General features: G+C 39.0%; 18 protein-coding genes, 4 tRNA genes and 2 pseudogenes. 13 read left to right on the top strand and 11 right to left on the bottom strand.

The features are described from left to right. Positions 1 to 6: 6 nt before the first annotated feature. Positions 7 to 276, bottom strand: coding sequence for a type II toxin-antitoxin system RelE/ParE family toxin (locus E4O00_RS06460; protein ID WP_253679410.1), 270 nt, complete (start codon positions 274 to 276; stop codon positions 7 to 9). Positions 277 to 485: 209 nt separating this feature from the next. Beyond that, positions 486 to 559: transfer RNA gene (locus E4O00_RS06455), tRNA-Val, on the bottom strand. 124 nt (positions 560 to 683) lie between these two features. Here E4O00_RS06455 and E4O00_RS06450 point away from each other — a divergent pair. The 12 genes from E4O00_RS06450 to E4O00_RS06395 all read left to right on the top strand — a co-directional run bounded on the left by E4O00_RS06450 (position 684) and on the right by E4O00_RS06395 (position 8,685). Further along, complete coding sequence (locus E4O00_RS06450) at positions 684 to 1,070, top strand: desulfoferrodoxin family protein (protein ID WP_253679408.1); 387 nt, start codon at positions 684 to 686, stop codon at positions 1,068 to 1,070. 93 nt (positions 1,071 to 1,163) lie between these two features. Next, entirely contained in the window at positions 1,164 to 2,201 is a 1,038-nt protein-coding gene (gene galE, locus E4O00_RS06445) for a UDP-glucose 4-epimerase GalE (RefSeq protein WP_253679406.1), read from the top strand. A 143-nt stretch (positions 2,202 to 2,344) separates the two neighbouring features. After that, positions 2,345 to 2,656, top strand: coding sequence for a 50S ribosomal protein L21 (rplU, locus tag E4O00_RS06440; RefSeq protein WP_253679404.1), 312 nt, complete (start codon positions 2,345 to 2,347; stop codon positions 2,654 to 2,656). Between the two features lie 5 nt (positions 2,657 to 2,661). Continuing rightward, positions 2,662 to 3,051: a ribosomal-processing cysteine protease Prp gene (locus E4O00_RS06435; RefSeq protein WP_253679402.1), complete on the top strand. Its 390-nt coding sequence runs from the start codon at positions 2,662 to 2,664 to the stop codon at positions 3,049 to 3,051. Positions 3,052 to 3,080: 29 nt separating this feature from the next. Then, complete coding sequence (rpmA, locus tag E4O00_RS06430; protein WP_253679400.1) at positions 3,081 to 3,332, top strand: 50S ribosomal protein L27; 252 nt, start codon at positions 3,081 to 3,083, stop codon at positions 3,330 to 3,332. Between the two features lie 80 nt (positions 3,333 to 3,412). Beyond that, positions 3,413 to 4,561: a GTPase ObgE gene (gene obgE, locus E4O00_RS06425; RefSeq protein WP_253679398.1), complete on the top strand. Its 1,149-nt coding sequence runs from the start codon at positions 3,413 to 3,415 to the stop codon at positions 4,559 to 4,561. Next, positions 4,558 to 5,793 carry a nicotinate-nucleotide adenylyltransferase gene (locus E4O00_RS06420; RefSeq protein WP_253679396.1) on the top strand — a complete coding sequence of 412 codons (1,236 nt, stop codon included), beginning with the start codon at positions 4,558 to 4,560 and terminating at the stop codon, positions 5,791 to 5,793. Before obgE ends, E4O00_RS06420 begins: the two co-directional genes overlap by 4 nt. After that, on the top strand, positions 5,790 to 7,031 hold the full coding sequence (locus tag E4O00_RS06415; RefSeq protein WP_253679394.1) for an LCP family protein: 1,242 nt from the start codon (positions 5,790 to 5,792) through the stop codon (positions 7,029 to 7,031). Before E4O00_RS06420 ends, E4O00_RS06415 begins: the two co-directional genes overlap by 4 nt. Next, entirely contained in the window at positions 7,031 to 7,390 is a 360-nt protein-coding gene (gene rsfS / locus E4O00_RS06410) for a ribosome silencing factor (protein ID WP_253679392.1), read from the top strand. The genes E4O00_RS06415 and rsfS overlap by 1 nt, the downstream gene beginning before the upstream one ends. Before the next feature lie 20 nt (positions 7,391 to 7,410). Beyond that, positions 7,411 to 7,998 (top strand): chromate transporter, encoded by a 588-nt coding sequence (locus E4O00_RS06405; RefSeq protein WP_253679384.1) that lies wholly within the window; start codon positions 7,411 to 7,413, stop codon positions 7,996 to 7,998. Continuing rightward, positions 7,998 to 8,561 (top strand): chromate transporter, encoded by a 564-nt coding sequence (locus E4O00_RS06400; RefSeq protein ID WP_253679382.1) that lies wholly within the window; start codon positions 7,998 to 8,000, stop codon positions 8,559 to 8,561. Before E4O00_RS06405 ends, E4O00_RS06400 begins: the two co-directional genes overlap by 1 nt. 50 nt (positions 8,562 to 8,611) lie before the next feature. Then, a tRNA-Pro gene (locus E4O00_RS06395) sits at positions 8,612 to 8,685 on the top strand. 113 nt (positions 8,686 to 8,798) lie between these two features. On the opposite strand, the gene E4O00_RS06390 is transcribed toward E4O00_RS06395, so the two are convergent. Continuing rightward, complete coding sequence (locus E4O00_RS06390; protein ID WP_253679380.1) at positions 8,799 to 10,223, bottom strand: hypothetical protein; 1,425 nt, start codon at positions 10,221 to 10,223, stop codon at positions 8,799 to 8,801. Between the two features lie 276 nt (positions 10,224 to 10,499). On the opposite strand from E4O00_RS06390, the gene E4O00_RS06385 reads away from it, so the two are divergent. Next, a complete protein-coding gene (locus E4O00_RS06385) occupies positions 10,500 to 12,350 on the top strand; it encodes an AMP-dependent synthetase/ligase (RefSeq protein ID WP_253679666.1) in 1,851 nt (616 codons plus the stop codon). Positions 12,351 to 12,476: 126 nt separating this feature from the next. On the opposite strand, the gene E4O00_RS06380 is transcribed toward E4O00_RS06385, so the two are convergent. The 8 genes and pseudogenes from E4O00_RS06380 to E4O00_RS06340 all read right to left on the bottom strand — a co-directional run bounded on the left by E4O00_RS06380 (position 12,477) and on the right by E4O00_RS06340 (position 19,385). Next, a tRNA-Leu gene (locus E4O00_RS06380) sits at positions 12,477 to 12,559 on the bottom strand. A 62-nt stretch (positions 12,560 to 12,621) separates the two neighbouring features. Then, positions 12,622 to 15,202 (bottom strand): annotated as a pseudogene (locus E4O00_RS06375) (penicillin-binding protein 1A). A 202-nt stretch (positions 15,203 to 15,404) separates the two neighbouring features. Then, positions 15,405 to 16,473, bottom strand: a pseudogene (locus tag E4O00_RS06365) (lipid II:glycine glycyltransferase FemX). A 46-nt stretch (positions 16,474 to 16,519) separates the two neighbouring features. Continuing rightward, on the bottom strand, positions 16,520 to 17,428 hold the full coding sequence (locus tag E4O00_RS06360; RefSeq protein WP_371922717.1) for a LysM peptidoglycan-binding domain-containing M23 family metallopeptidase: 909 nt from the start codon (positions 17,426 to 17,428) through the stop codon (positions 16,520 to 16,522). After that, positions 17,415 to 17,831, bottom strand: coding sequence for a hypothetical protein (locus E4O00_RS06355; RefSeq protein WP_253679362.1), 417 nt, complete (start codon positions 17,829 to 17,831; stop codon positions 17,415 to 17,417). The genes E4O00_RS06360 and E4O00_RS06355 overlap by 14 nt, the downstream gene beginning before the upstream one ends. 54 nt (positions 17,832 to 17,885) lie before the next feature. Further along, positions 17,886 to 18,056 carry a DUF362 domain-containing protein gene (locus tag E4O00_RS06350; RefSeq protein WP_002670897.1) on the bottom strand — a complete coding sequence of 57 codons (171 nt, stop codon included), beginning with the start codon at positions 18,054 to 18,056 and terminating at the stop codon, positions 17,886 to 17,888. A 395-nt stretch (positions 18,057 to 18,451) separates the two neighbouring features. Further along, positions 18,452 to 18,524 (bottom strand) — tRNA-Phe (locus E4O00_RS06345). A 90-nt stretch (positions 18,525 to 18,614) separates the two neighbouring features. Further along, positions 18,615 to 19,385: an exodeoxyribonuclease III gene (locus E4O00_RS06340; protein ID WP_253679664.1), complete on the bottom strand. Its 771-nt coding sequence runs from the start codon at positions 19,383 to 19,385 to the stop codon at positions 18,615 to 18,617. Between the last annotated feature and the right edge of the window lie 13 nt (positions 19,386 to 19,398).

Genomic DNA, 19,398 nt, shown 5'->3' with positions numbered 1-19,398 from the left:
GGTAGTCTACAATATCCACGATAATGACTTTTCCGGTGTTCCATTTAAACATATTCGCCATTGATTATTTATTCTGATGCTATATTGACCTTTTCGTTCATGTTTTAAAGCTTCTAAACTGTTTGAAGGCGGAGATTTTAAGTCATTTAATGAGGTTGCAGCATCTATCATTATTAGCTTTTGTCTAGCTCGTTGCTGTACATCTATTGGAATACGTCTCGACGTTTCCATATTCCATATTTTAAATGCTTCCTTATCTTGCCATTTAACAATCATAAGTATATACTATCATTTTTGGCAAGTACTGTCAAGTTGTAGGGATAGACTATTCTTTTTTAGCCATTCTTTCTCCCTTGAAATCAAAGACCTTTGCATAAAATTTTATGCGACACTTTATGCGACAGTCCATCAAAAAGAGAAAAAGAAGTTATGTTTCCAAGGGGATTGAAAACGTGTAAGTCTATATCAGTTATAAACTTACAAAATGGGCAATACTGGAATCGAACCAGTGACCCCAAGCGTGTCATGCTTGTACTCTAACCAACTGAGCTAATTGCCCCTAAAATTCATTAAGATAGTCAGATAATATCTTATTTTTCACTTTACGTCAAGCCCCTTTTTTGTTATATTATGTGTATTACGGATATTATTCTGTAAATTCATATATTTTAGGAGTATAACAAATGAACAAAGAAATAAGCTTTTTCTTATCAAAAGAACACAAGGGAACCGTTATCGGACTTGGCTGCTGCTCTGACGCTAAAGTTTCATGCTGCGGTGAACAGTTGTCTGCCGTAAAAATCGGAAGTGTTGATGCTGCAAAAGAAAAACATGTGCCTGTAATCGAAGTAAACGGAAACACCGTAAAGGTTAAGGTAGGCTCTGTTGCCCATCCCATGACTGATGAACACCACATCGCTTGGATATGTCTTAAAACCGAAAAAGGTCTTCAGTTTAAGGAGCTGCCCGTTACCGGTGCTCCCGAAGTTGAATTTGCTGTTACATCCGATGATAAGGTCATTGAAGCCTACGAATTCTGCAATCTTCACGGCGTTTGGTCAGGAAAATAAGGCTTAAGTTTTATCGGCCTCTAAAAATGAAAATTTTTAGAGGCTTTTTTGTGTATTAAAGTGTGTCTAATCTTAAATTTTAGGGAGTTCAAATTGATTAAAAGAGTACTAGTTACAGGAGGAGCCGGTTTTATAGGTTCTCACATCGTTGCAGATTTATGCGAAAAAGGCTATGAGCCTATTATTTTGGATAATTTTTCTAATTCTTCTCCCAAAATAATTCCGGTATTGGAAAAAATATGCTCTAAAAAGTTGGAGCTTGTACAAATTGACATAAAGGATAAGGAAAAACTCTTTAATTTTTTTAAAGATACCTCTGTCGATGCGGTAATTCACCTTGCCGCTTATAAGGCTGTAGGAGAATCCGTCGAAAAACCCTTAAAATACTACGAGAACAATATTTCCGGGCTTGTCAATCTTTTATCCGCAATGCAGGAACACAAGGTCAAGAAGTTTATATTCAGCTCTTCGGCCACGGTTTACGGCGATGCAAAGGTTGTGCCAATCCCCGAAAATTCTCCCATTTCGGCAACAAACCCTTATGGAAGAACCAAACTGATTTCGGAAGAAATTTTACAGGATACCGCCTTTTCCGACAAGGATTTAAGCATAATTGCCCTGCGTTATTTTAATCCCATAGGTGCCCATAAAAGTGCCGATATAGGGGAGCTTCCTTCAGGTATTCCGAATAACCTTTTTCCATATATCGCTCAAGTTGCCTTGGGAAAACTGCCTCATCTAAACGTCTTCGGAAACGATTATGACACTCCTGACGGAACCTGTATCCGTGACTACATCCACATTTTGGACCTCGCATCGGGACACACCGCTGTCCTAGAGAAATTAGATTCAGGCTTTAAGGGTTTTGACGTATATAACCTCGGAACGGGAATAGGCTATTCTGTTTTGGATATAGTAAACGCCTTTAAAAAGGCTTCCGGTATCGATCTTCCCGTTAAAACGGCTGCTCGGCGTGCCGGAGACGTTCCCCGCTCTTGTGCAAATCCCGACAAGGCCAACAAGGAGCTCAACTGGAAGGCAAAATACAACCTTGAAGAAATGTGCAAAGACGGCTGGGCCTGGTACAAAAAAACACCCCGAGGGCTTTGTGTAAAAATAGATAAAATTTAAATTTTTAAGGCTATGATGAATTATTTCTCAAGCCTATTGACATTTTATACGGTTTTTTGCTATACTTCGACCCTAGTGTTTAAATTTGTTTGGTATAAACCCGTTAATATGCCGGCAAAAGATTTTTTTTATGAGGTATAAAGATGTACGCACTTATTGAGTATAAAGGCAAACAGTATAAGGCTGAAAAGGGCGCAAAACTCGTAGTTGATAAGCTTTCTGCAGAAAGCGGAAGCAAAATCGACATCGACACCGTTCTTTTGATCAGCGATGGCGATAAGGTTACTGTAGGAACTCCCTATGTAAGCGGAGCTAAGGTTTCAGCTACAGTAGGCGATTCTTTCCGAGAAAGAAAGATTATTGTTTACAAGCACAAGGCTAAGAAAAACTACCACAGAACCCAAGGACATAGACAGGCTCATACCTGCATTACTGTTGACGATATTATCGGGTAAGAAAAGTGGTAAAAATTCGGCTTTTTTCAAATGCTGAAAACTGTTTTTCGGCCTTTGAATCGTCAGGCCATGCTTTTCGTGGCGATCACGCGACGCTTGGCAGCCACGCAAGTGCTAATGATGAAGGAAAGCCGGAAAAAGGCGGTAACATAGTTTGTGCCGCCGTTACTATTTTGCTTAAAACGGCCGTGTTAAGCTTGAGCTCGGCGCAAAAAGAGAGTTCAAGCTTAAAGGCCGAGATAAAGGCAGACAATCCGGGTTATCTTTCGGCAAAGGTAACAGCTTTTTCGGACTACGATAGACCCGAATTGCAGTATTTACTGAAATTTTTAACAATAGGTTTAATGGCCATCGAGGCAGAATATCCCGATTGTTTGGATTTACAGATAGCTTAAAGATTTGATAATTTTTTTGGAGGATTATTATGGCACGTAAAAAGGGCGGCAGCGGTGCAAAAAACGGAAGAGATTCCAATCCTAAATATTTGGGTGTTAAGGTTTACGGCGGACAAGAAGTATCGGCCGGTTCAATTTTGGTTCGCCAGCGAGGTACTTCAATCCATCCCGGTCACAATGTAGGCTGCGGAAAAGACTATACATTATTTGCAAAAGCTGACGGTGTAGTTACCTACCATGAAAGAAAGGGTAGAAAGCTCGCCTCAATCGAAGCAAAATAATTTTGCTCTTCAAGCTTAGAATGTATAAATTTGAAAGCCGGTTTTTGCCGGCTTTTTTTGTAGGAAAAAAAGAATCAATTATGGTAAAATTTGCAGATGAATCTAAGATAAGGGTTTCCTCAGGAAAGGGCGGCAACGGCTGTATTGCCTTTAGACGGGAAAAATATGTTCCCATGGGAGGCCCGTCAGGAGGTGACGGAGGACGGGGCGGCGACCTTATATTTGAAATACGCCGAAACATGAGGACTCTGGTTCATTTAAGGCATAAAAGGGTCTATAAGGCAAAAAACGGCGGAGGCGGCGAAGGCTCGCAGCGTTTCGGTAAAAAAGGCGATGACTGCATAATTCCTCTCCCTCCCGGCTGTGTAATAAAAGACCCTGAGACGGGAAAAACTATCTTGGACTTCGGCGATGCGGAAGAAGGCCGCTTTGTTTTTCTCAAGGGCGGAAATGGAGGCTGGGGAAACTGTCATTTTAAGACCTCCACCAATCAAGCACCTAAAACGGCTCTTCCCGGACAAGAAGGGGAAACGAGGGAAATAATCGTAGAGCTTAACATAATAGCCGACATCGGCTTGGTAGGCTTCCCTAATGCCGGTAAATCCTCTCTTCTTGATTATTTTACAAACGCAAGGCCTAAAATCGCTCCCTATCCCTTTACCACTAAGATTCCGAACCTCGGAGTTTTGCGTGTGGATGAAGAAAGGGATGTTATCATTGCCGATATACCGGGAATCCTCGAAGGTGCTTCAGAGGGTATTGGACTCGGTATAAGATTTTTAAAGCACATATCCCGCTCGGCGGGTCTTGCCTTTTTAATTGACCTTTCGGACGATAATTATTTGAAGGCATACGATATTCTTTGCAAAGAATTGGAAAGCTATTCAAAAGAATTGGCCCAAAAGAAAAGGATAATAATTGCAACAAAATTGGATTTACCCGATACAAAAGAAAGATTGGCAGAGCTTAAAAATGCAATCCCCGATCAGGAAATTTTGGGTATTTCGCTTTACAATGAATGGGGATTGGCAGAGGTAAAAAAAGCCTTTATTAAGTTAGCCGATGAAATGCAAAAATCAAAGCCCAAAAAAGAAAGCCTTGACCCATATGAGCAAAATCAGAATTTTATGACGGCGGAACTTGATGATCTTTCTTATGAAGAACAAATCGATGATGAACACTTCGGAGCAACAGTCAGCCTAAGCCGCAAAAGGAAACCTAAAAAATGAGATTGGCAATCTTAGGCGGTTCTTTTAATCCCATTCATCTGGGACACTTAAATTTAGCTTTTGACTCTTATAAAGAATTAGCCTATGATAAGATTGCTATTGTTCCGGCCTATATTTCTCCCTTTAAAATTTTTTGTAATGATACTCAAGTTGAAGACAGGCTCAAGATGATAGACCTTGCCATTGCAGATAAGCCCTGCATGTACTGCGAGCTTTATGAGATTGAACGCAAGGGCGTTTCTTACACAATAGATACAATAGACTATCTCTATCAAAAATTTCCCGATATCGAAGGAAAAATAGGTCTTATTATCGGGGACGATTTAAAAGAAAATTTTTTCCGCTGGAAGGATGCGGAAGAAATTATAAAAAAAACCGACATAATTATCGGTAAAAGAACAGGGGGTAAAGGTTCTTTTAATCTCTCGGATATCGAGCCTGAAAAGGCTTCTATCAAAGAATTAAATAACGAAATTTTAAATATTTCTTCAACCCAAATAAGAGATGCAGTTTTAAAAAATGAAGATTTTTCTTCTCTTGTTCCAAAAGCAGTTTACGATTATATTATAGGACACGGCCTTTATAAGAAAAAAGAAATTCCTGTTTCGGATATTAAAGGCGGTATTTCTCGATTAATCAATGCCGCCGATATACAAGCCAAAATACGGGAAATAGATAGTTTTGCAAAAAGCGTTTTAAATGAATCCCGCTATGCTCATTCGGTGCGTGTCGCAGAATATGCCCGTCATCTTGCAGAAGAGTATAAAACCGAAGGCGTTCCTCCGGCTCTTGCTTATTTTACCGGCCTTGCCCACGACATCTGTAAAAAATGCTCCGATGAAGAGCTTGTAAAACTTGTAGAATCCGATAATCTCGGAATTGATGAGGTTGAAAAGACCCGCTTAAATCTTTTGCACGGCAGGGCTGCTGCCGTGGTTTTGCAAAAAAAATTCGGCATCAATGACGAGTCTGTCTTAAAAGCCGCCGCCTTTCATACCTTCGGGTATGAAGATATCGATGCCTTAGGAAAAATTATTTATATAGCCGATAAGATAGAACCGGGCCGTCCCGATACCGAAAACTTTAGAGAGATGGTAAAATCTTCTTCTCTTAATGAGCTGATGCTTGCAGTCTTGGATTGGAACCTTGACTTTATCCAAAAAAAAGGTTCAAGCATTCATCCTGAAACAAAAAAAATGTATGAGCAAATACAAAAGGAGCTTAAAAAATGAAAATAAAACTCATGGATACCGGAAAAAATATTATTTTCCTCTTAGTAATTCTTATAGTTTTAATTACCTCCTTTGTTTTAGTTCTTTTAAAAATGCAAAGAGATACCGTTCAGGATTATCTTTCCTCCGATAAAATTTTAAAAGTTCTTCTAGTGGTTGAAGACAAGGGCGTGCCGATTTCCATAAGCATACTGGCCTATTATCCAGAAACGAAGAGGGCTGCCATGTTCGATGTACCTGCGAATATAGGTTTGATTATTCAATCCTTAAACCGCACCGATGCTATCGGAGCCGTATACACCGAAAAAGGTATATCGAGTTTTAAAGCCGAAATCGAAAAACTTGCAGGTATTTCCGTGCCTTTTTATCTGACGTGTAACTTGGATAATTTTTCTATGCTGACTGATATGCTTGGAGGGCTTTCGGTTTTTATTCCTTCGCCTGTGGATATAGAAATCGATAATAAGAGAATCCTTTTGCCTTCAGGTTCGGTTTCTCTCGACGGCGATAAAATAAAGGACTTTCTTTTTTATGAGGATGAGTTGGATACGGAAGGCGAAGCCGCTGCAAGAAAGCAAAAGGCCGTTCTTGCTCTTTTTAGGGCAATAAGCGATAACTCGCCTGAAATTTTTTCTAAAGAAAGATTTTCGGTTTTAAGCAATAATTTTAACTCTAATGTTAACGGCTCCGATTTGAAAAATTTAATTGAGTCTATAAGCCGTATGGATTCGGAGCGTTTAGTGCCTCAAAGACTCACCGGAGCTGTCCGTTTTATAGAAGACAAGCGTCTTTTGACCCCTTTCCGTGAGGGCCAGCAAATAAAAGAAATTATACGCCAAACTATTGCCGTATTGGCATCCGATGATTCTTCTGCCCTCGAGCGTGTCTATGCCTTGGAAATTTTAAACGGAACAAATGTGCAAGGACTTGCAAAGAGTACCTCCGAACTTTATCAAAGCTTTGCCTATGACGTTGTCAGCATAGGAAACTCAGAAAATCCTGTAGCTGAAACGGTTTTGATAGATAGAATCGGAAACCCTTCCGTAGCTAAAATTGTTGCAAAGGTTATACGATGTAACAATATTCAAACTACACAGCTTCCTGCCGAAGGCGAATACGGAAGCGAAACCAATGTTGACTTTACCCTGATTTTGGGTTCGGATTTTAACGGCTTTTTTGTCGTCGAAAAAAAGAGCGATAAAAAAGATAACGATGAAAATGATAAGGATAAAAACTGATGATAAAAGATTTTGACTTTTATGCTCCTGCCTTGGAGCTTGGAAAATTATTGCGTGATTTTAAGGGCGAAAATGTTGTTGCCTTGGATTTGCGTGATAAAAACATTTGGACCGATTTTTTTATAATTTGTACCGTAACAAGTGCTGCTCATTCAGGCGGTTTGGAAAAACGAGTGTACGAATTTTTACCCGAACACAACTTGGAAGAATATCACACCAAGCGTAAATCTCCCGACGGCGATGAGTGGAGGCTTATAGATTTGGGCGGTATTGTTGTTCACCTGATGACCGAAACTGCCCGAAATTTTTACAGCCTTGAAAAAATTTGGTTCGATTCAAAAAATATTCTTGAGGACTAAGTCCGATAAGAAGATTTAAAATGAAAAACTCTGATCGATTTAAAAACTATCTTTCGCTTTTTACAAGCTTTTTTAAGATAGGTCTTGTAACCTTCGGCGGAGGACTCGCCATGCTGCCTATCTTAAAAAGAGACTTGTTTGATTCCAAAGGCTGGGTAACCGAGGCCGAAATCTTGGATTATTTTGCAATCGGGCAGAGTACTCCGGGAATTATAGCAGTAAATGTTGCAACCTTTGTCGGGTATAAAAGAGGAGGGATTATCGGTTCAGTTTTTTCTACCGCCGGAGTCGTCTTTCCATCCCTTATAATCATTACTCTGATAGCCGCCTTCGTTTCAAATTTTAACGAATTAGTCTGGGTTCAAAAAGCTTTAAAAGGGATAAATGTCGCCGTTTCCGTATTATTGGTAAAGGCCGTTTTTTCTTTTGGAAAAAAAACGGTTTTGGATTTATGCACATTTTTAATTGCAGCCCTTTCCTTTGTGCTGATGTTTGTTTTTAAGGTGCAGGGTGTCTGGATAGTAATCGGTTCGGCATTTTTAGGCTGGCTTTTTCAAACATTCAAATCAAGGCAGCTTTTAAAAGAGAATAGGGGAGAAGAATCCTGATGAGTTTGATCGGTTTATTCTTTTTGTTTATGTATATAGGGCTTTGTACCATAGGCGGCGGCCTTGTAGCCATCAGCCTTATGCAGCAGGAACTTATTCCTCGCGGGCTAATAAGCTCGCAAGATTTTTTTGCAATGGTTGCCATTTCGGAATCTACTCCCGGCCCGATGGGGATTAATATGGCGACCTACATAGGTTATGAGCTTTACGGGGTTTTAGGAAGCGTGGTGTTAACTACCGGTATTGTTCTTCCTTCGCTTATAGTTATAGTTTTCATAGCACGCTTTGCTTCCGCCTTTCAGGAAAAGCCCTTGGTAAAAAAAAGTTTTTACGGCTTAAGAGCCGGTGCAGTCGGTATGATTGCCGTCGCCTGTTGGCAGGTCATAAATATTTCAGTTTTAAATTTATCTCTCTTTAAAGTAAGCGGTAAAATAACAGACATTGTACATATAAAACAGTTTGCTTTTTTTTGGCTCTTATTTTTTGTAAGTATTTTTTTTAAAAAACTTCATCCGATAGCTTTGGTCGCAGCCGGAGCTATATTCGGCATTTTGTTTTTATAGATAAACCCTATTGACATTTTTTGCATTTTACTATATTATACCTACCGTTACGGGCAATAGCGCAGTTGGTTAGCGTACAAGTCTGGGGGACTTGGGGTCCCCGGTTCAAATCCGGGTTGCCCGATAAAGAACTTCGTTTTAAAAAAACGAAGTTCTTTTTTTTGCCTACAAAAAAGTCAGCCTTATAAAAACCTGCCTTACAAAAAAAGCGGCCAAAAAGACCGCCTTTTTTAAGGTTTAATACCCGAATACCATTTTTATTGTTGCTTCAGCACCTGTCCCTTTAAAACTTCCTGTAAATGAAGGCGATGCTGCCGACACGGCTGTTTCAAGCCTAAAAATTCTTGTTTCCAAGAAAAGTCCTGCCGTGTTTTTCCATACCCTGTCTTCATAACTCATCCCTATGTAGGCCCCTAATACTTTTAAAAAGCGGCTTTCCACCTTTACACCGGCATCTACATAAAAGGGCTTATAGCAATGGCAGCCTAGACTGGGAGTAATAATCAAATAGTCATTAAAAAAAGGCCTTATATCCGAACTTACTGCGAGTTTTAAGGGGCGGAATATTTTTTTTGCAGGCAAATCATAGCTTAATTCCGTTTGGGTAAATTCGGTTGTTGGGGGAATAATATTTTGTTCATTGCCTGGAATCAAATTATCTAGATATTTGATGATTGATTCAATTTCAAATTTCCCTTGATAAGATTTTTCAATGCCTTTATTTAATTCTGATGGAACAATAGGAATATTTTTTATACCAAAATTTAGATTTGCCAGCTGATTAAATGTATATGTGCCTGTAAAACTAACATCAACTCCGCCTCTTGAGAAAATATCTTTTAAATTTAATTTATCGTTTGGATTGCCAAAAATAGGAAGATGTGAGTAAACTTTTAAATTAACAGACCCCTTTGCAAGAATTTTTCCAGTTATAGGATCATTTATAAATTCATAATCTCCTAAATCCGATACAACATAGGCTGCAGGAATAAAGTAAGATGGGCTTACTCTAAATTTAAAATTATTTAAATTCATTCCATAAAAGATACCTGTATCTGCAAATGCAAAAGTTGAGCTCGTTATTTTTCCGTTAAAACCTTGACCTGAAGGATTTCCTTCGGATATAAATTTCATTATACTTTTAGGAATGTTTGCAAATCCGTATACATCTGCTGTAGTAAAAAATCCGAATTCAGCTTTCGAATTTATGTAAATATCAAAATAAATTTTTGCCTTAGCTAAAGGCGATAAAGAAAACCCTGAGTTGGGCAGTCCTTTAGAAATTTTATTTAAATCTACTTCTAATGACTCTTTAAAAAAATCCATTATTTTAAAATAAGAATTTGAGGCTCCGGCTATTGCTTCTATACCAAATGCAAAGGCCTTTCTTCCTCCTTTAAGAAACGGCTCTTTAGGAGGACTAGGCGGACTTTCTTCTATTGCTATCTCTTCTACTACCTCTTCATTGGTTTGGTTATCCTCATTTTGATTATCTTGTTCTTCTATATAGTCGGTCTCACCTTTAGGCTCAAAATAGTCTATTCCGTTTCGTGCTCGAATTTCATGGAGCATAGTTTCTGTTTGCTCATCTATCACATCTTGAGAATTTACTGAGGTCAAAATAAATATGATCATTGGAAATATAAAAAAATATTTTTTCATTTTATAACCTCGAAAAAAGACATGCTTTATTTATAGTTATTTGAGGAAATGGTTAACATGGATATATAATTATTTATTTCCATTTTATTTCCTGCAAGCCTTAGCAATATATCAATTTTTTATATATCAATCAATAGGCTGCAAATATATTTTTTTCTTTATATATTGATATATTCTTATATTTATGATAGCATTTACGGTATGAAAACTCTAGACAAATCACTACCGTTATTATTAAAACGGATTTCTCACAAATATCCCAATATAAGGGCTCAGATGTTTAAGGGCGAAGATAAGGAATTCAAAAGCCTTTCTTATAAAGAACTGTACGGTATAACTCTTGATTTTGCGGCCGGATTGCTTTCCATTGGAGCAAAACCTAAAGATCACATAGGGCTTATAGCGGATAACCGCAAGGAATGGCTTCATGCAAGTTTCGGTATTATGAGTATCGGGGCGGCCGATGTTCCGCGCGGCTGTGATGCTACCGAGCAGGAAATTACTCATATTCTTTCCTTTGCAGAATGTAAATTTGCTGTTTTAGAAAATGAAGCTCAAATCCGGAAAGTTCTTACCCATATTGCAGAAATTCCCCTGTTGGAATCGATTATCAGCATCGATAATGCCGATTTTAAAAAACTTGAAGAAGAATTCGGCATTAAAGAAAGAAAAATCGAATTTCATACCTATGCCGATATTATTAATTTGGGGAAGGCAGCAAGAATTGAAGGTAAATTTAAGCCTGAAGAATATGCCGAAAATGTCGATACCGATGATTTGGCTTCGATAATTTTTACATCTGGAACTACAGGTAATCCTAAGGGTGTTACGATGACCCATAGGAATTTTATGACACAGCTTGTAGAGCTTCCCGATAGAATTATCCTCAAACCCGGTCAAAAAGCTATATGTGTTCTTCCTGTATGGCACTCATTTGAAAGAGCTTGTGAGTATGTTATAATGATTTCAGGCGGTACTATTGCTTATTCAAAGCCTATAGGAAGTGTTCTTTTAGCAGATATGGTAAAGATAAATCCGTCTCTTTTCCCATCTGTTCCCCGAATATGGGAAGCCGTTTATGACGGTATATTTAAGGCAATGAAAAAAAGAGGCCGCCCGCTTTATTATCTTTTCCTATTCTTTATTGATGTAGGAATAAAGACCATGCGTTTGAAGAGAAGAGTTACAGGACAGTGCCCTCATTTCCAAAGAAGAAGTAAATTTATATATCCCGTCTTGGCTTTGCTTCCGCTTTTATGTATAGCTCCTCTTTATTATATCGGAGACCTTCTTATTTACCGCACAATCCGCAAAAAGTTCGGTAAATGTTTTAGGGCCGGTGTTTCAGGCGGAGGAGCCTTGCCTCCCAATGTTGACGAATTTTTTTGGGCTATCCGCATAAATGTAATGGAAGGCTACGGTATTACCGAGACGGCACCGGTTATTTCGGTGCGTCCTATGCCGAGACCCGTGTTCGGAACACTGGGTAAACCTCTTGCCTGTTTTGAAACAAAAATCATAGACAAAAACGGAAAAGAATTGCCGCATAACCGGAAGGGTTTGCTTCTTGTAAGAGGCGATGCTGTAACAAAGGGTTATTATAAGGATCCCGAAAAAACGGCAGAGGTTATCGACAAGGACGGATGGTTTGATACAGGCGACCTTGCAATGAAGACCATTGACGGCGAGCTGATTCTTAAAGGCCGCAGGAAAAATACGATAGTTTTAAGAGGAGGCGAGAACATTGAACCTGTTCCGATAGAGGTAAAACTTCAAGAATCTCCCTTAATTTCTCTTGCTGTTGTTTTAGGTCAGGATCAAAGGGCGTTGGGTGCTTTGATAGTCGTACATAAAGAAAACTTGCAATCGTGGGCTGCAAATAACGGCTTACGGAATGTTCCTGTTTCGGAGCTTGTCCATGACTCCAATGTACAAAAAATGTACGAGGCTGAGGTTGCTGAGCTGGTAAATTCTAAAACAGGCTTTAAGCTCTTTGAAAGGATAAACAAGATTGTTCTTCTTCCCGAAGAGTTCCAAGCCGGAAGGGAATTATCTGCAAAGGGCGAGATGATGCGCCATAAGATAAATCAGCTTTACCGAAAAGAAATATACGAGCTTTTTAAATAAAAATTAAAAAATTTATCAATCTTTTAGCAAAAAGCCCTTATAAGACTCTTTCTTATAAGGGCTTTTTTGTGTGAGGAAAATCTATTATGCAAAAAAAAAGAACTCAAAACATTGAGTTCTTTTTTTTGCGGCGAACTGGACTTGAACCAGCACACCCGTTAAGGCATCAGCACCTCAAGCTGACGTGTCTACCATTCCACCACCGCCGCAACTGGAATGGATTTTATCAGATAATTAAAAAAAAGTCAATAGCAAGATAGTTAATTTTAATTTAAATCCATGGATTTTCAGTTTTATCTTCTTCTTCCTTTTTTTCTTCCTCGGTTTCTGATTCGGCCGATGTTTCTTCATCCTCTGCCGTTTCATTTATCCTTTCTTCATCTACAGGAGGATCCACAAAAATTGAAGGATCTATTTCTATAGGGGCTAGGTCTATTTTGATTTCTTCCTCACCTTGAGCCATTCCTGAGCCTTTCATCCGGTCTATACCTATGTCCCTTAATTTTATGCCGGCTGTATGTTCAGTACAAACTTCTGTAGGTTCTGTTCCGTATAAAAAGGGCAGGGTAATGGTTTCATCTGTGCAGTTCTCCGAAGGTATCATCCCCGATTTTTTGCAGACATCGACCATTATTACACCTTTTTCGGGCCTTACAAAATCTTTAAAGGGCTTATTTTTATGGACCTCACGCATAAAGTTTGCAGCTACATATCCTGAAAGTGCGGCTCCTGCATTATCGGTTCCAAGCGAGTAACTTCCGCGGTCAAAACCGTACCAAACAACTGCCGAGTAGTATGGGGAATATATAGCCGTCCATGAGTCTGCCCAGTTTTGAGTTGTTCCCGATTTTGCAGCCATCGGCATTCTAAATGTCTTTCCCGTTTTTTCGTTTTTATAATCGAATTTTCTACCGCCGGAAGAAGCTCCGTAAAGGGTTCCCAAAGTAAGTGTCTTTTTAAGAATTTCGGTCATAATAAAGGCATTGCTGGGGCTTATAACCTGCATTGCGGCTCCGCGTCTGCGCTGTTCAATTCTGAGATCTCTTTCTGGGTCCATAATCGTAATTCCATCCCTGTTTTCGATAGCTCTTACGGCTATGGGATCTACGGCCCGTCCCTGATTTCCGAAGACAGCAAAGGCTCTTAAAAGCTGAACGGGTGTTACGGCACTAATGCCTAAGGCCAAAGGATAAACCTTTTCAAATGTTCTATCTATTTCCACAGGGTCTGTGATACCCATAAGGCTTGAAATACGGTCTATTGCTCTATCAAATCCTACCAATTCCAGAGTTTTTATAGCCGGAATATTTAATGATAGAGGCAGTGCCTTATATACCAAAACAGTTCCGTTCCATTTTCCGCCATAGTTGTTCGGAATATACTGTACTCCGTCGGCAGATTCAAAAACTTGAGGTGTATCGTCCAGTCTTGTAGCGGCTGTGATTGCCTTTTCGTCAATGGCTGCAGAATATATCAAGGGTTTTATTGTACTTCCTACTTGAAGTTTTGATTGGGTTGCTCTTATAAGCTGATTGGTTTCACTATATTGGCTTCCGCCTATCAAGGCCGTTATATAGCCTGTTTCATTTTCTATCGAGATAAATGTGCCTTCTACGACTCTTTCCATCAATACTTCCTGCATTTTAGCTGTAGACTGTTTGGTAAGAGTTTTTAAGTTGTCGATTCCGCACATGAGGGCAAGCACATCTATCGTATTATTTAATTCGTTCCGGTAATAGGAGTGAGTTTTTACCTTGAGTTGTTTTTCTCCCACATTTAATGATTCTATTCCGAAGCAAAGGCTCAAAAGGGATGTTAGGTTGCTGTATTGTTCTGCCTGACTGAAGGAGGTTGAGGTTGAGGCTGATACCCTGTCATTAGCTATTGCTATGTATTTTTGAAACTCGCGATCCGCTATTTCCTGATGTCTTAAATCGCAGGTTGTGTGTACGGTATATCCGTCCTTATAAAGGTTCATTGTTCCGTACATCATATTGTCGGCTACTTCCCGTCTTACATATTCGGAAAACCATCTGGCCTTATCTTCTCTTGTAAGCCATGCAGATAGGGCAATACGGGTATAGTCAAAGTTAGCCCAATAGTCTTCAAAAGATTCCGTAGCCTCTTTTTTTTGAAAGAAAGCCGAGTCCTACCATGCCTTCAAGGACATTTTCCTGTCTTTCCTTTGCCCTGTTCGGGTAATTAAACGGATTGTACCTTGTAGGGTTCGAAAGCTGAATGATTAAAATTGCAGCTTCTGCGGGGGTCAGTTCGGCTGCAGAATGTCCGAAATAAAAGCGGGAAGCCGCACTTACTCCGTTTGTTCCGCCTCCAAAGTAGGCTTCATTTAGATATAGCATCATTATCTCGTCTTTAGAGTGCCTTCTTTCCATTTGGATAGCCCACCAAAGTTCTTTTATCTTTCTTTTTACACTTTTATCTGTTCTGTCGCAATAGAGAAGTCCTGCAATCTGCTGAGTGATTGTACTTCCGCCTCCTAAAGACCTTCCTGTAAGCTGTCCTATGACAGCCCTAAGGATGGATTTGATTCTAAAACCCTTATGTTCATAGAATAGGCGGTCTTCACGGGCTAAAAGGGCCGCAATCAGGTTAGGAGAAATATCTCCGTAATTTACAAGTTCCCTTTTTTCGTCCAATGAAAATTCCGTGATAAGATCTCCTCTTATGTCCAATATTCTTGAAGGAAGTGCCGGATTAAAGTCGACAAATAATTCGCTTTGTTTTATGTTTTTTGTAAGTGCCAGCATTTTTCCGAGGGCAAAGGCTCCTCCTGCAAGAATCAAAAAAATCACAATAAGATATATATATACTATCTTGCTTAGCTTATTCATAGCTTTATATAAGAACACAATTTTAAGTTTTTTACAAGTAGGTAGGTTTTGACGGTTGTAAAGGCAGTTATTTTTTTAGTTAAGGCAAAAAAAAGAGCCGGTTAAAAAACCGGCCCGCCCATCAGGCTATCGGCAGACGGTGGGTGGGAGGGGAACCGCCCGCCGATACTTATTTATCGGCTAAGTACGGAAAAACTTAAAGCTATCTTCGCTTATTTTTTAAAATAATCCATCTGATTTTATCTGCAATGTTAAACATTTTATACATAAAAGGTTTATAAACAAAATCGAAGGTACCTATGTATTCTACCAATTGAGGATTATATCCCGACTTAAATTTGTGAAATCCGTACCATGAATCATTTGTGTCCGGATTAGGACCCAAACAGCCCCAAAGATCAAAACTAGAGCAATTTAAATTTTTTCCGTATTGAATAGCTTTCCACATTATAAGGTTATTGGGCATCAATTCCCTATGGCTGTTGCTCGATGCTCCATAAGGATAGTAAAGTTTTCCGTTAAAATTAAAAAGAATCCATGCAGTTAAAACTTCATTATTGTATACTGCTTCAAAGATTCTAAGGGTACCTTTTGGAAAAATTTTGAACATCCGCCTAAAGTAATCACCATTATGATTAAAAAAGCCCTGTCTTTTTGTCGTTTCTTCCATCAGCCTTATATAATCATCCATGCCTTCTTCTGTGCTATTATCGATTATAGTAACTCCCTTTTTTTCTGCCAGACGGATATTGTATCTTGTCTTGGAATGAAAAGAAGCTAAAAGTTCTTCTTCCGTTTTTTCTATATCTAAAATAAAATTATATTTTTCAAAAAAAGGCTTTCCGTTTTTTGCTCCGTTTTTAAATAAAAAATTTTTATTTTCTTCGATAAGAATTTCTAAAGAATCTGCTTCTAAATAAGGCTCTTCTTTTATGGACTTATCTTTTTGTACCGGCTTAAAGATATCCGGTTCTATTTTTATAAAGACAGCCCTATGTTTTTTTGCAGCTTCTTTTAAAGCTTCGATGTGTTCTTGCTCGGGCATCAGGGTTTTTGAAGCTATACCGACCGTATAATTAGTTTTGGGTATTTTAGAAAAAATAATCTGAATTCCGCTCTTTAATTTTCCGTCTTCAAAAAAACCTATCCTTTCAGTAGCTGCTCCCATGCTTTTTTTTAAAGTCACCCCAAATCCATGATTGAATTGGATGACATACAAGCTTATCGAACTCGTCTTTATATTCATCTGTTAAGAATTTAGTTTCTTTCATGTATAATCTCCATAAAACATTTTTGCAGAACTATTTATCATATTTACTATTTTTTGTTGTGTACAAAATCAGCAGGATTTTTAGGTATACCTTGCTCATGTATTTCAAAATGAAGATGAGGGCCTGTAGACATTCCTGTAGAGCCCACAGCACCGATTATTTTACCCGATTTTACTGTTTCATTCAAGCTGACATAAACCTTGCTCAAATGGCCGTATAGGCTGGCTCTGCCGTCGGTATGGGATAAAATAATATAGTTTCCGTAAACATTGCTGTAAGATACTTCTTTTATCGTGCCTCCGGCACAGGCCATAACCGGACTTCCTGCGGGAGCTGCAAGGTCTATTCCCGGATGATAGCTTGCCTTTCCTGTAAATGGATCCTGCCTTTTTCCGAAGCCCGAAGTTAAAACCGCTTCTTTTAGAGGAAAACGGTAAAAAGGCATAAAGAAAAAAGCTCTTACGGTTCCGTCAAAAATTTCTCCGGGGAAGCAAAATATCTCCCGATTTTCTTCAAGGCCGTATATTTTTATTTTTAGAGGTTCTGTCTTATGCTTTTTAAACAGAGCTTCTGTCAGTTTTTCGATGTCTGTCAGACCTTTGTCGGGAAGATAAACTGCCGGCATTGTCGGAAGAAGAAGAACACGCCCTGCGATTTCTGTCTGCATCGATTCTATTCTGTTTAATGTTATAATTGCATCATAGGGAATAGAGCAACGGGCTGCAATTTTTATGATTGTGTCTTCACGGTTTGCCTTGTAGGTATAAAATCTGATAGGAAGTTCGTTCCCCGTTTTAGCTGCCGCCAAGGCTTTTCTGGCTTCTGCCACATCATCGCAATATTGAACAAATAGATAATCTTCTATATTCAATTTTTCGATTCGAGGGTAGGGGACTTGAGCGTTTAGTATTGTCTGTAAAAGGAAAAATAAAAGTAGAAATTTAAAAGCCTTCATTACCGTTGTTTTTTGATTGGCTTATGCCGAAGGCTAAAAAACCGTAGATGACAAAAATTAAAACGAGTACGATCATTGCCGGTATTTTATTGAATGTCAAAACCAAGTTGACACATAATATAATACCTCCGATTACCGTTATTTTTTTTAGGATTGAAATGATGAGTCCGCGAGGGCTTTTTTTATATGCCTTGATTGCTTTTTTTACCAAGAGGTAAAGAATCCCGCATACAAAAATACTTATGGAAATTATTGTGTATAAGCTCACATTTGTAGTAGCTAAGAGCCACAAGGGATAGGCTACCGCAAGACCTGCAAGCACACACACTCCGGCAATGGCCGAAAAGGTCAACAGTCCGAAAAAAACGGATCCGTATCCCTTAATAATTTTTCCAAAATTCATAAAACCCTCCGGACTCGTGTTAAGGTTTAATCCTTACTTAAAATTTAAGCCGGATTATTCCTCTGAGATTGCTTCAACAGGACAAACACCTGCGCAAGCACCACAGCTGATGCATGTATCTGCATCGATTACATGTTTGCCGCCGGCTTCGCTGATTGCGTTTACGGGGCATTCACTTTCGCACGCGGCACAGTTCGTGCATTCGTTAGAAATTTTATAAGCCATTTGCATACTCCTTATTGTAAATTTCCGTGATTCTATTATAACATTTACATATAAAAAAGGCAAGGTATCCTATTTTAAAAAAAAAGAGATTGGCACCTTTGCCAATCTCTAAATTAAACGTCCTTGAAGTAAGATTCAAAACGTATCATTATCGGTTATAAAAAACGGCATCCGGATGTCAAAATAATGCCGTCTGTAACCCCGACCGTTATTTATATTATCGGGTATGTGTAAAAAAAACTTAAATTTTTTATTTAAAATGTGATAAAAAGACAGCCGTTAATGATTATTTTTAATCAACAACCCCGACGCAGAGCTTAGCCGATAAACGGCAGGTATTAAATCCTCCGCACTAATAAAAAAAGGGATATAAGAAAATCTTATATCCCTTTGAGTGCCGTCGGACAGAATCGAACTGTCGACACAAGGATTTTCAGTCCTTTGCTCTACCGACTGAGCTACAACGGCGTAACACAGGCGATATTATCAGTTTTTCCAAATTATGTCAATAGATTTTTCAAATCTTTTTCCAATAAATTGCCTTGTTTTATAAATTAATTAATATATCAGCTTAACAGGGCAATGATCCGAGCCCATTACTCCGTCCAAAATAATAGAATCCTTTATCTTAGGCAAAAAAGAATCGTTTACGCAATGGTAGTCTATACGCCATCCGATGTTTTTCTCTCTAGCTCTAAAGCGGTAGCTCCACCATGTATATTTTGCAGGTTCTTGGCAAAAATGCCTGAATGTGTCCGAATAACCTGATGAGGTAAACTCATCCATCCAAGCCCTCTCTTCAGGAAGATAGCCGGGATTTTTTTCGTTGCTCTTGGGGTTTGCAAGGTCGATGGGTTTATGGGCTATGTTGTAGTCCCCGCAAAGGATTACATTGTTTCCTTCTTCTTGAATGGAATCGCAGAATTCGAGGATGGCTGCACAAAAGTCAAGCTTGTAGCCTAGGCGGGCTCCTCCGTCCTGCGAGTTAGGGAAATAAGCCGAAATAATAGAAACCTTGTCAAAGTCGGCAACCAAGACCCTTCCTTCATCATCAAATTCCTTTAAACCCATGGTTCTTACCTGCAAGGGTTCTTTTTTGGTAAAGATTGCGGTTCCCGAATAACCTGCCTTTTTTGCCGAAGCCCAATAGGCAAAATATTTTCCGTTCGGGAGCTCAGGTTCCGTAAGCTCCTTGCTGAGTTGAGGCTTTGCAGCCTTTGTTTCCTGTACGCAAAGTAAATCCGGATTTTCGGTATTAAGCCAATCCAAAAAGCCTTTTTTTTCTACGGCCCTGATGCCGTTTACATTCCATGAAATAATCGAATTCATCATCCCTCCATAA

The organism is Treponema sp. OMZ 788 (assembly GCF_024181245.1).
In the GTDB taxonomy this organism is placed as follows: Bacteria; Spirochaetota; Spirochaetia; order Treponematales; family Treponemataceae; genus Treponema_B.
This window is presented reverse-complemented; position numbering and strand designations above follow the sequence as displayed.

Bases quoted from the DNA above. Each gene is read 5' to 3' on its own strand.
- E4O00_RS06460 (WP_253679410.1), bottom strand. From the start codon at position 276: ATGATTGTTAAATGGCAAGATAAGGAAGCATTTAAAATATGGAATATG.
- E4O00_RS06390 (WP_253679380.1), bottom strand. From the start codon at position 10,223: ATGAAAAAATATTTTTTTATATTTCCAATGATCATATTTATTTTGACC.
- E4O00_RS06385 (WP_253679666.1), top strand. From the start codon at position 10,500: ATGTTTAAGGGCGAAGATAAGGAATTCAAAAGCCTTTCTTATAAAGAA.
- E4O00_RS06355 (WP_253679362.1), bottom strand. From the start codon at position 17,831: ATGAATTTTGGAAAAATTATTAAGGGATACGGATCCGTTTTTTTCGGA.
- E4O00_RS06340 (WP_253679664.1), bottom strand. From the start codon at position 19,385: ATGAATTCGATTATTTCATGGAATGTAAACGGCATCAGGGCCGTAGAA.
- E4O00_RS06360 (WP_371922717.1), bottom strand. From the start codon at position 17,428: ATGAAGGCTTTTAAATTTCTACTTTTATTTTTCCTTTTACAGACAATA.
- E4O00_RS06350 (WP_002670897.1), bottom strand. From the start codon at position 18,056: ATGGCTTATAAAATTTCTAACGAATGCACGAACTGTGCCGCGTGCGAA.
- rplU (WP_253679404.1), top strand. From the start codon at position 2,345: ATGTACGCACTTATTGAGTATAAAGGCAAACAGTATAAGGCTGAAAAG.
- rpmA (WP_253679400.1), top strand. From the start codon at position 3,081: ATGGCACGTAAAAAGGGCGGCAGCGGTGCAAAAAACGGAAGAGATTCC.
- E4O00_RS06415 (WP_253679394.1), top strand. From the start codon at position 5,790: ATGAAAATAAAACTCATGGATACCGGAAAAAATATTATTTTCCTCTTA.
- obgE (WP_253679398.1), top strand. From the start codon at position 3,413: ATGGTAAAATTTGCAGATGAATCTAAGATAAGGGTTTCCTCAGGAAAG.
- E4O00_RS06450 (WP_253679408.1), top strand. From the start codon at position 684: ATGAACAAAGAAATAAGCTTTTTCTTATCAAAAGAACACAAGGGAACC.
- E4O00_RS06400 (WP_253679382.1), top strand. From the start codon at position 7,998: ATGAGTTTGATCGGTTTATTCTTTTTGTTTATGTATATAGGGCTTTGT.
- E4O00_RS06420 (WP_253679396.1), top strand. From the start codon at position 4,558: ATGAGATTGGCAATCTTAGGCGGTTCTTTTAATCCCATTCATCTGGGA.
- E4O00_RS06405 (WP_253679384.1), top strand. From the start codon at position 7,411: ATGAAAAACTCTGATCGATTTAAAAACTATCTTTCGCTTTTTACAAGC.
- rsfS (WP_253679392.1), top strand. From the start codon at position 7,031: ATGATAAAAGATTTTGACTTTTATGCTCCTGCCTTGGAGCTTGGAAAA.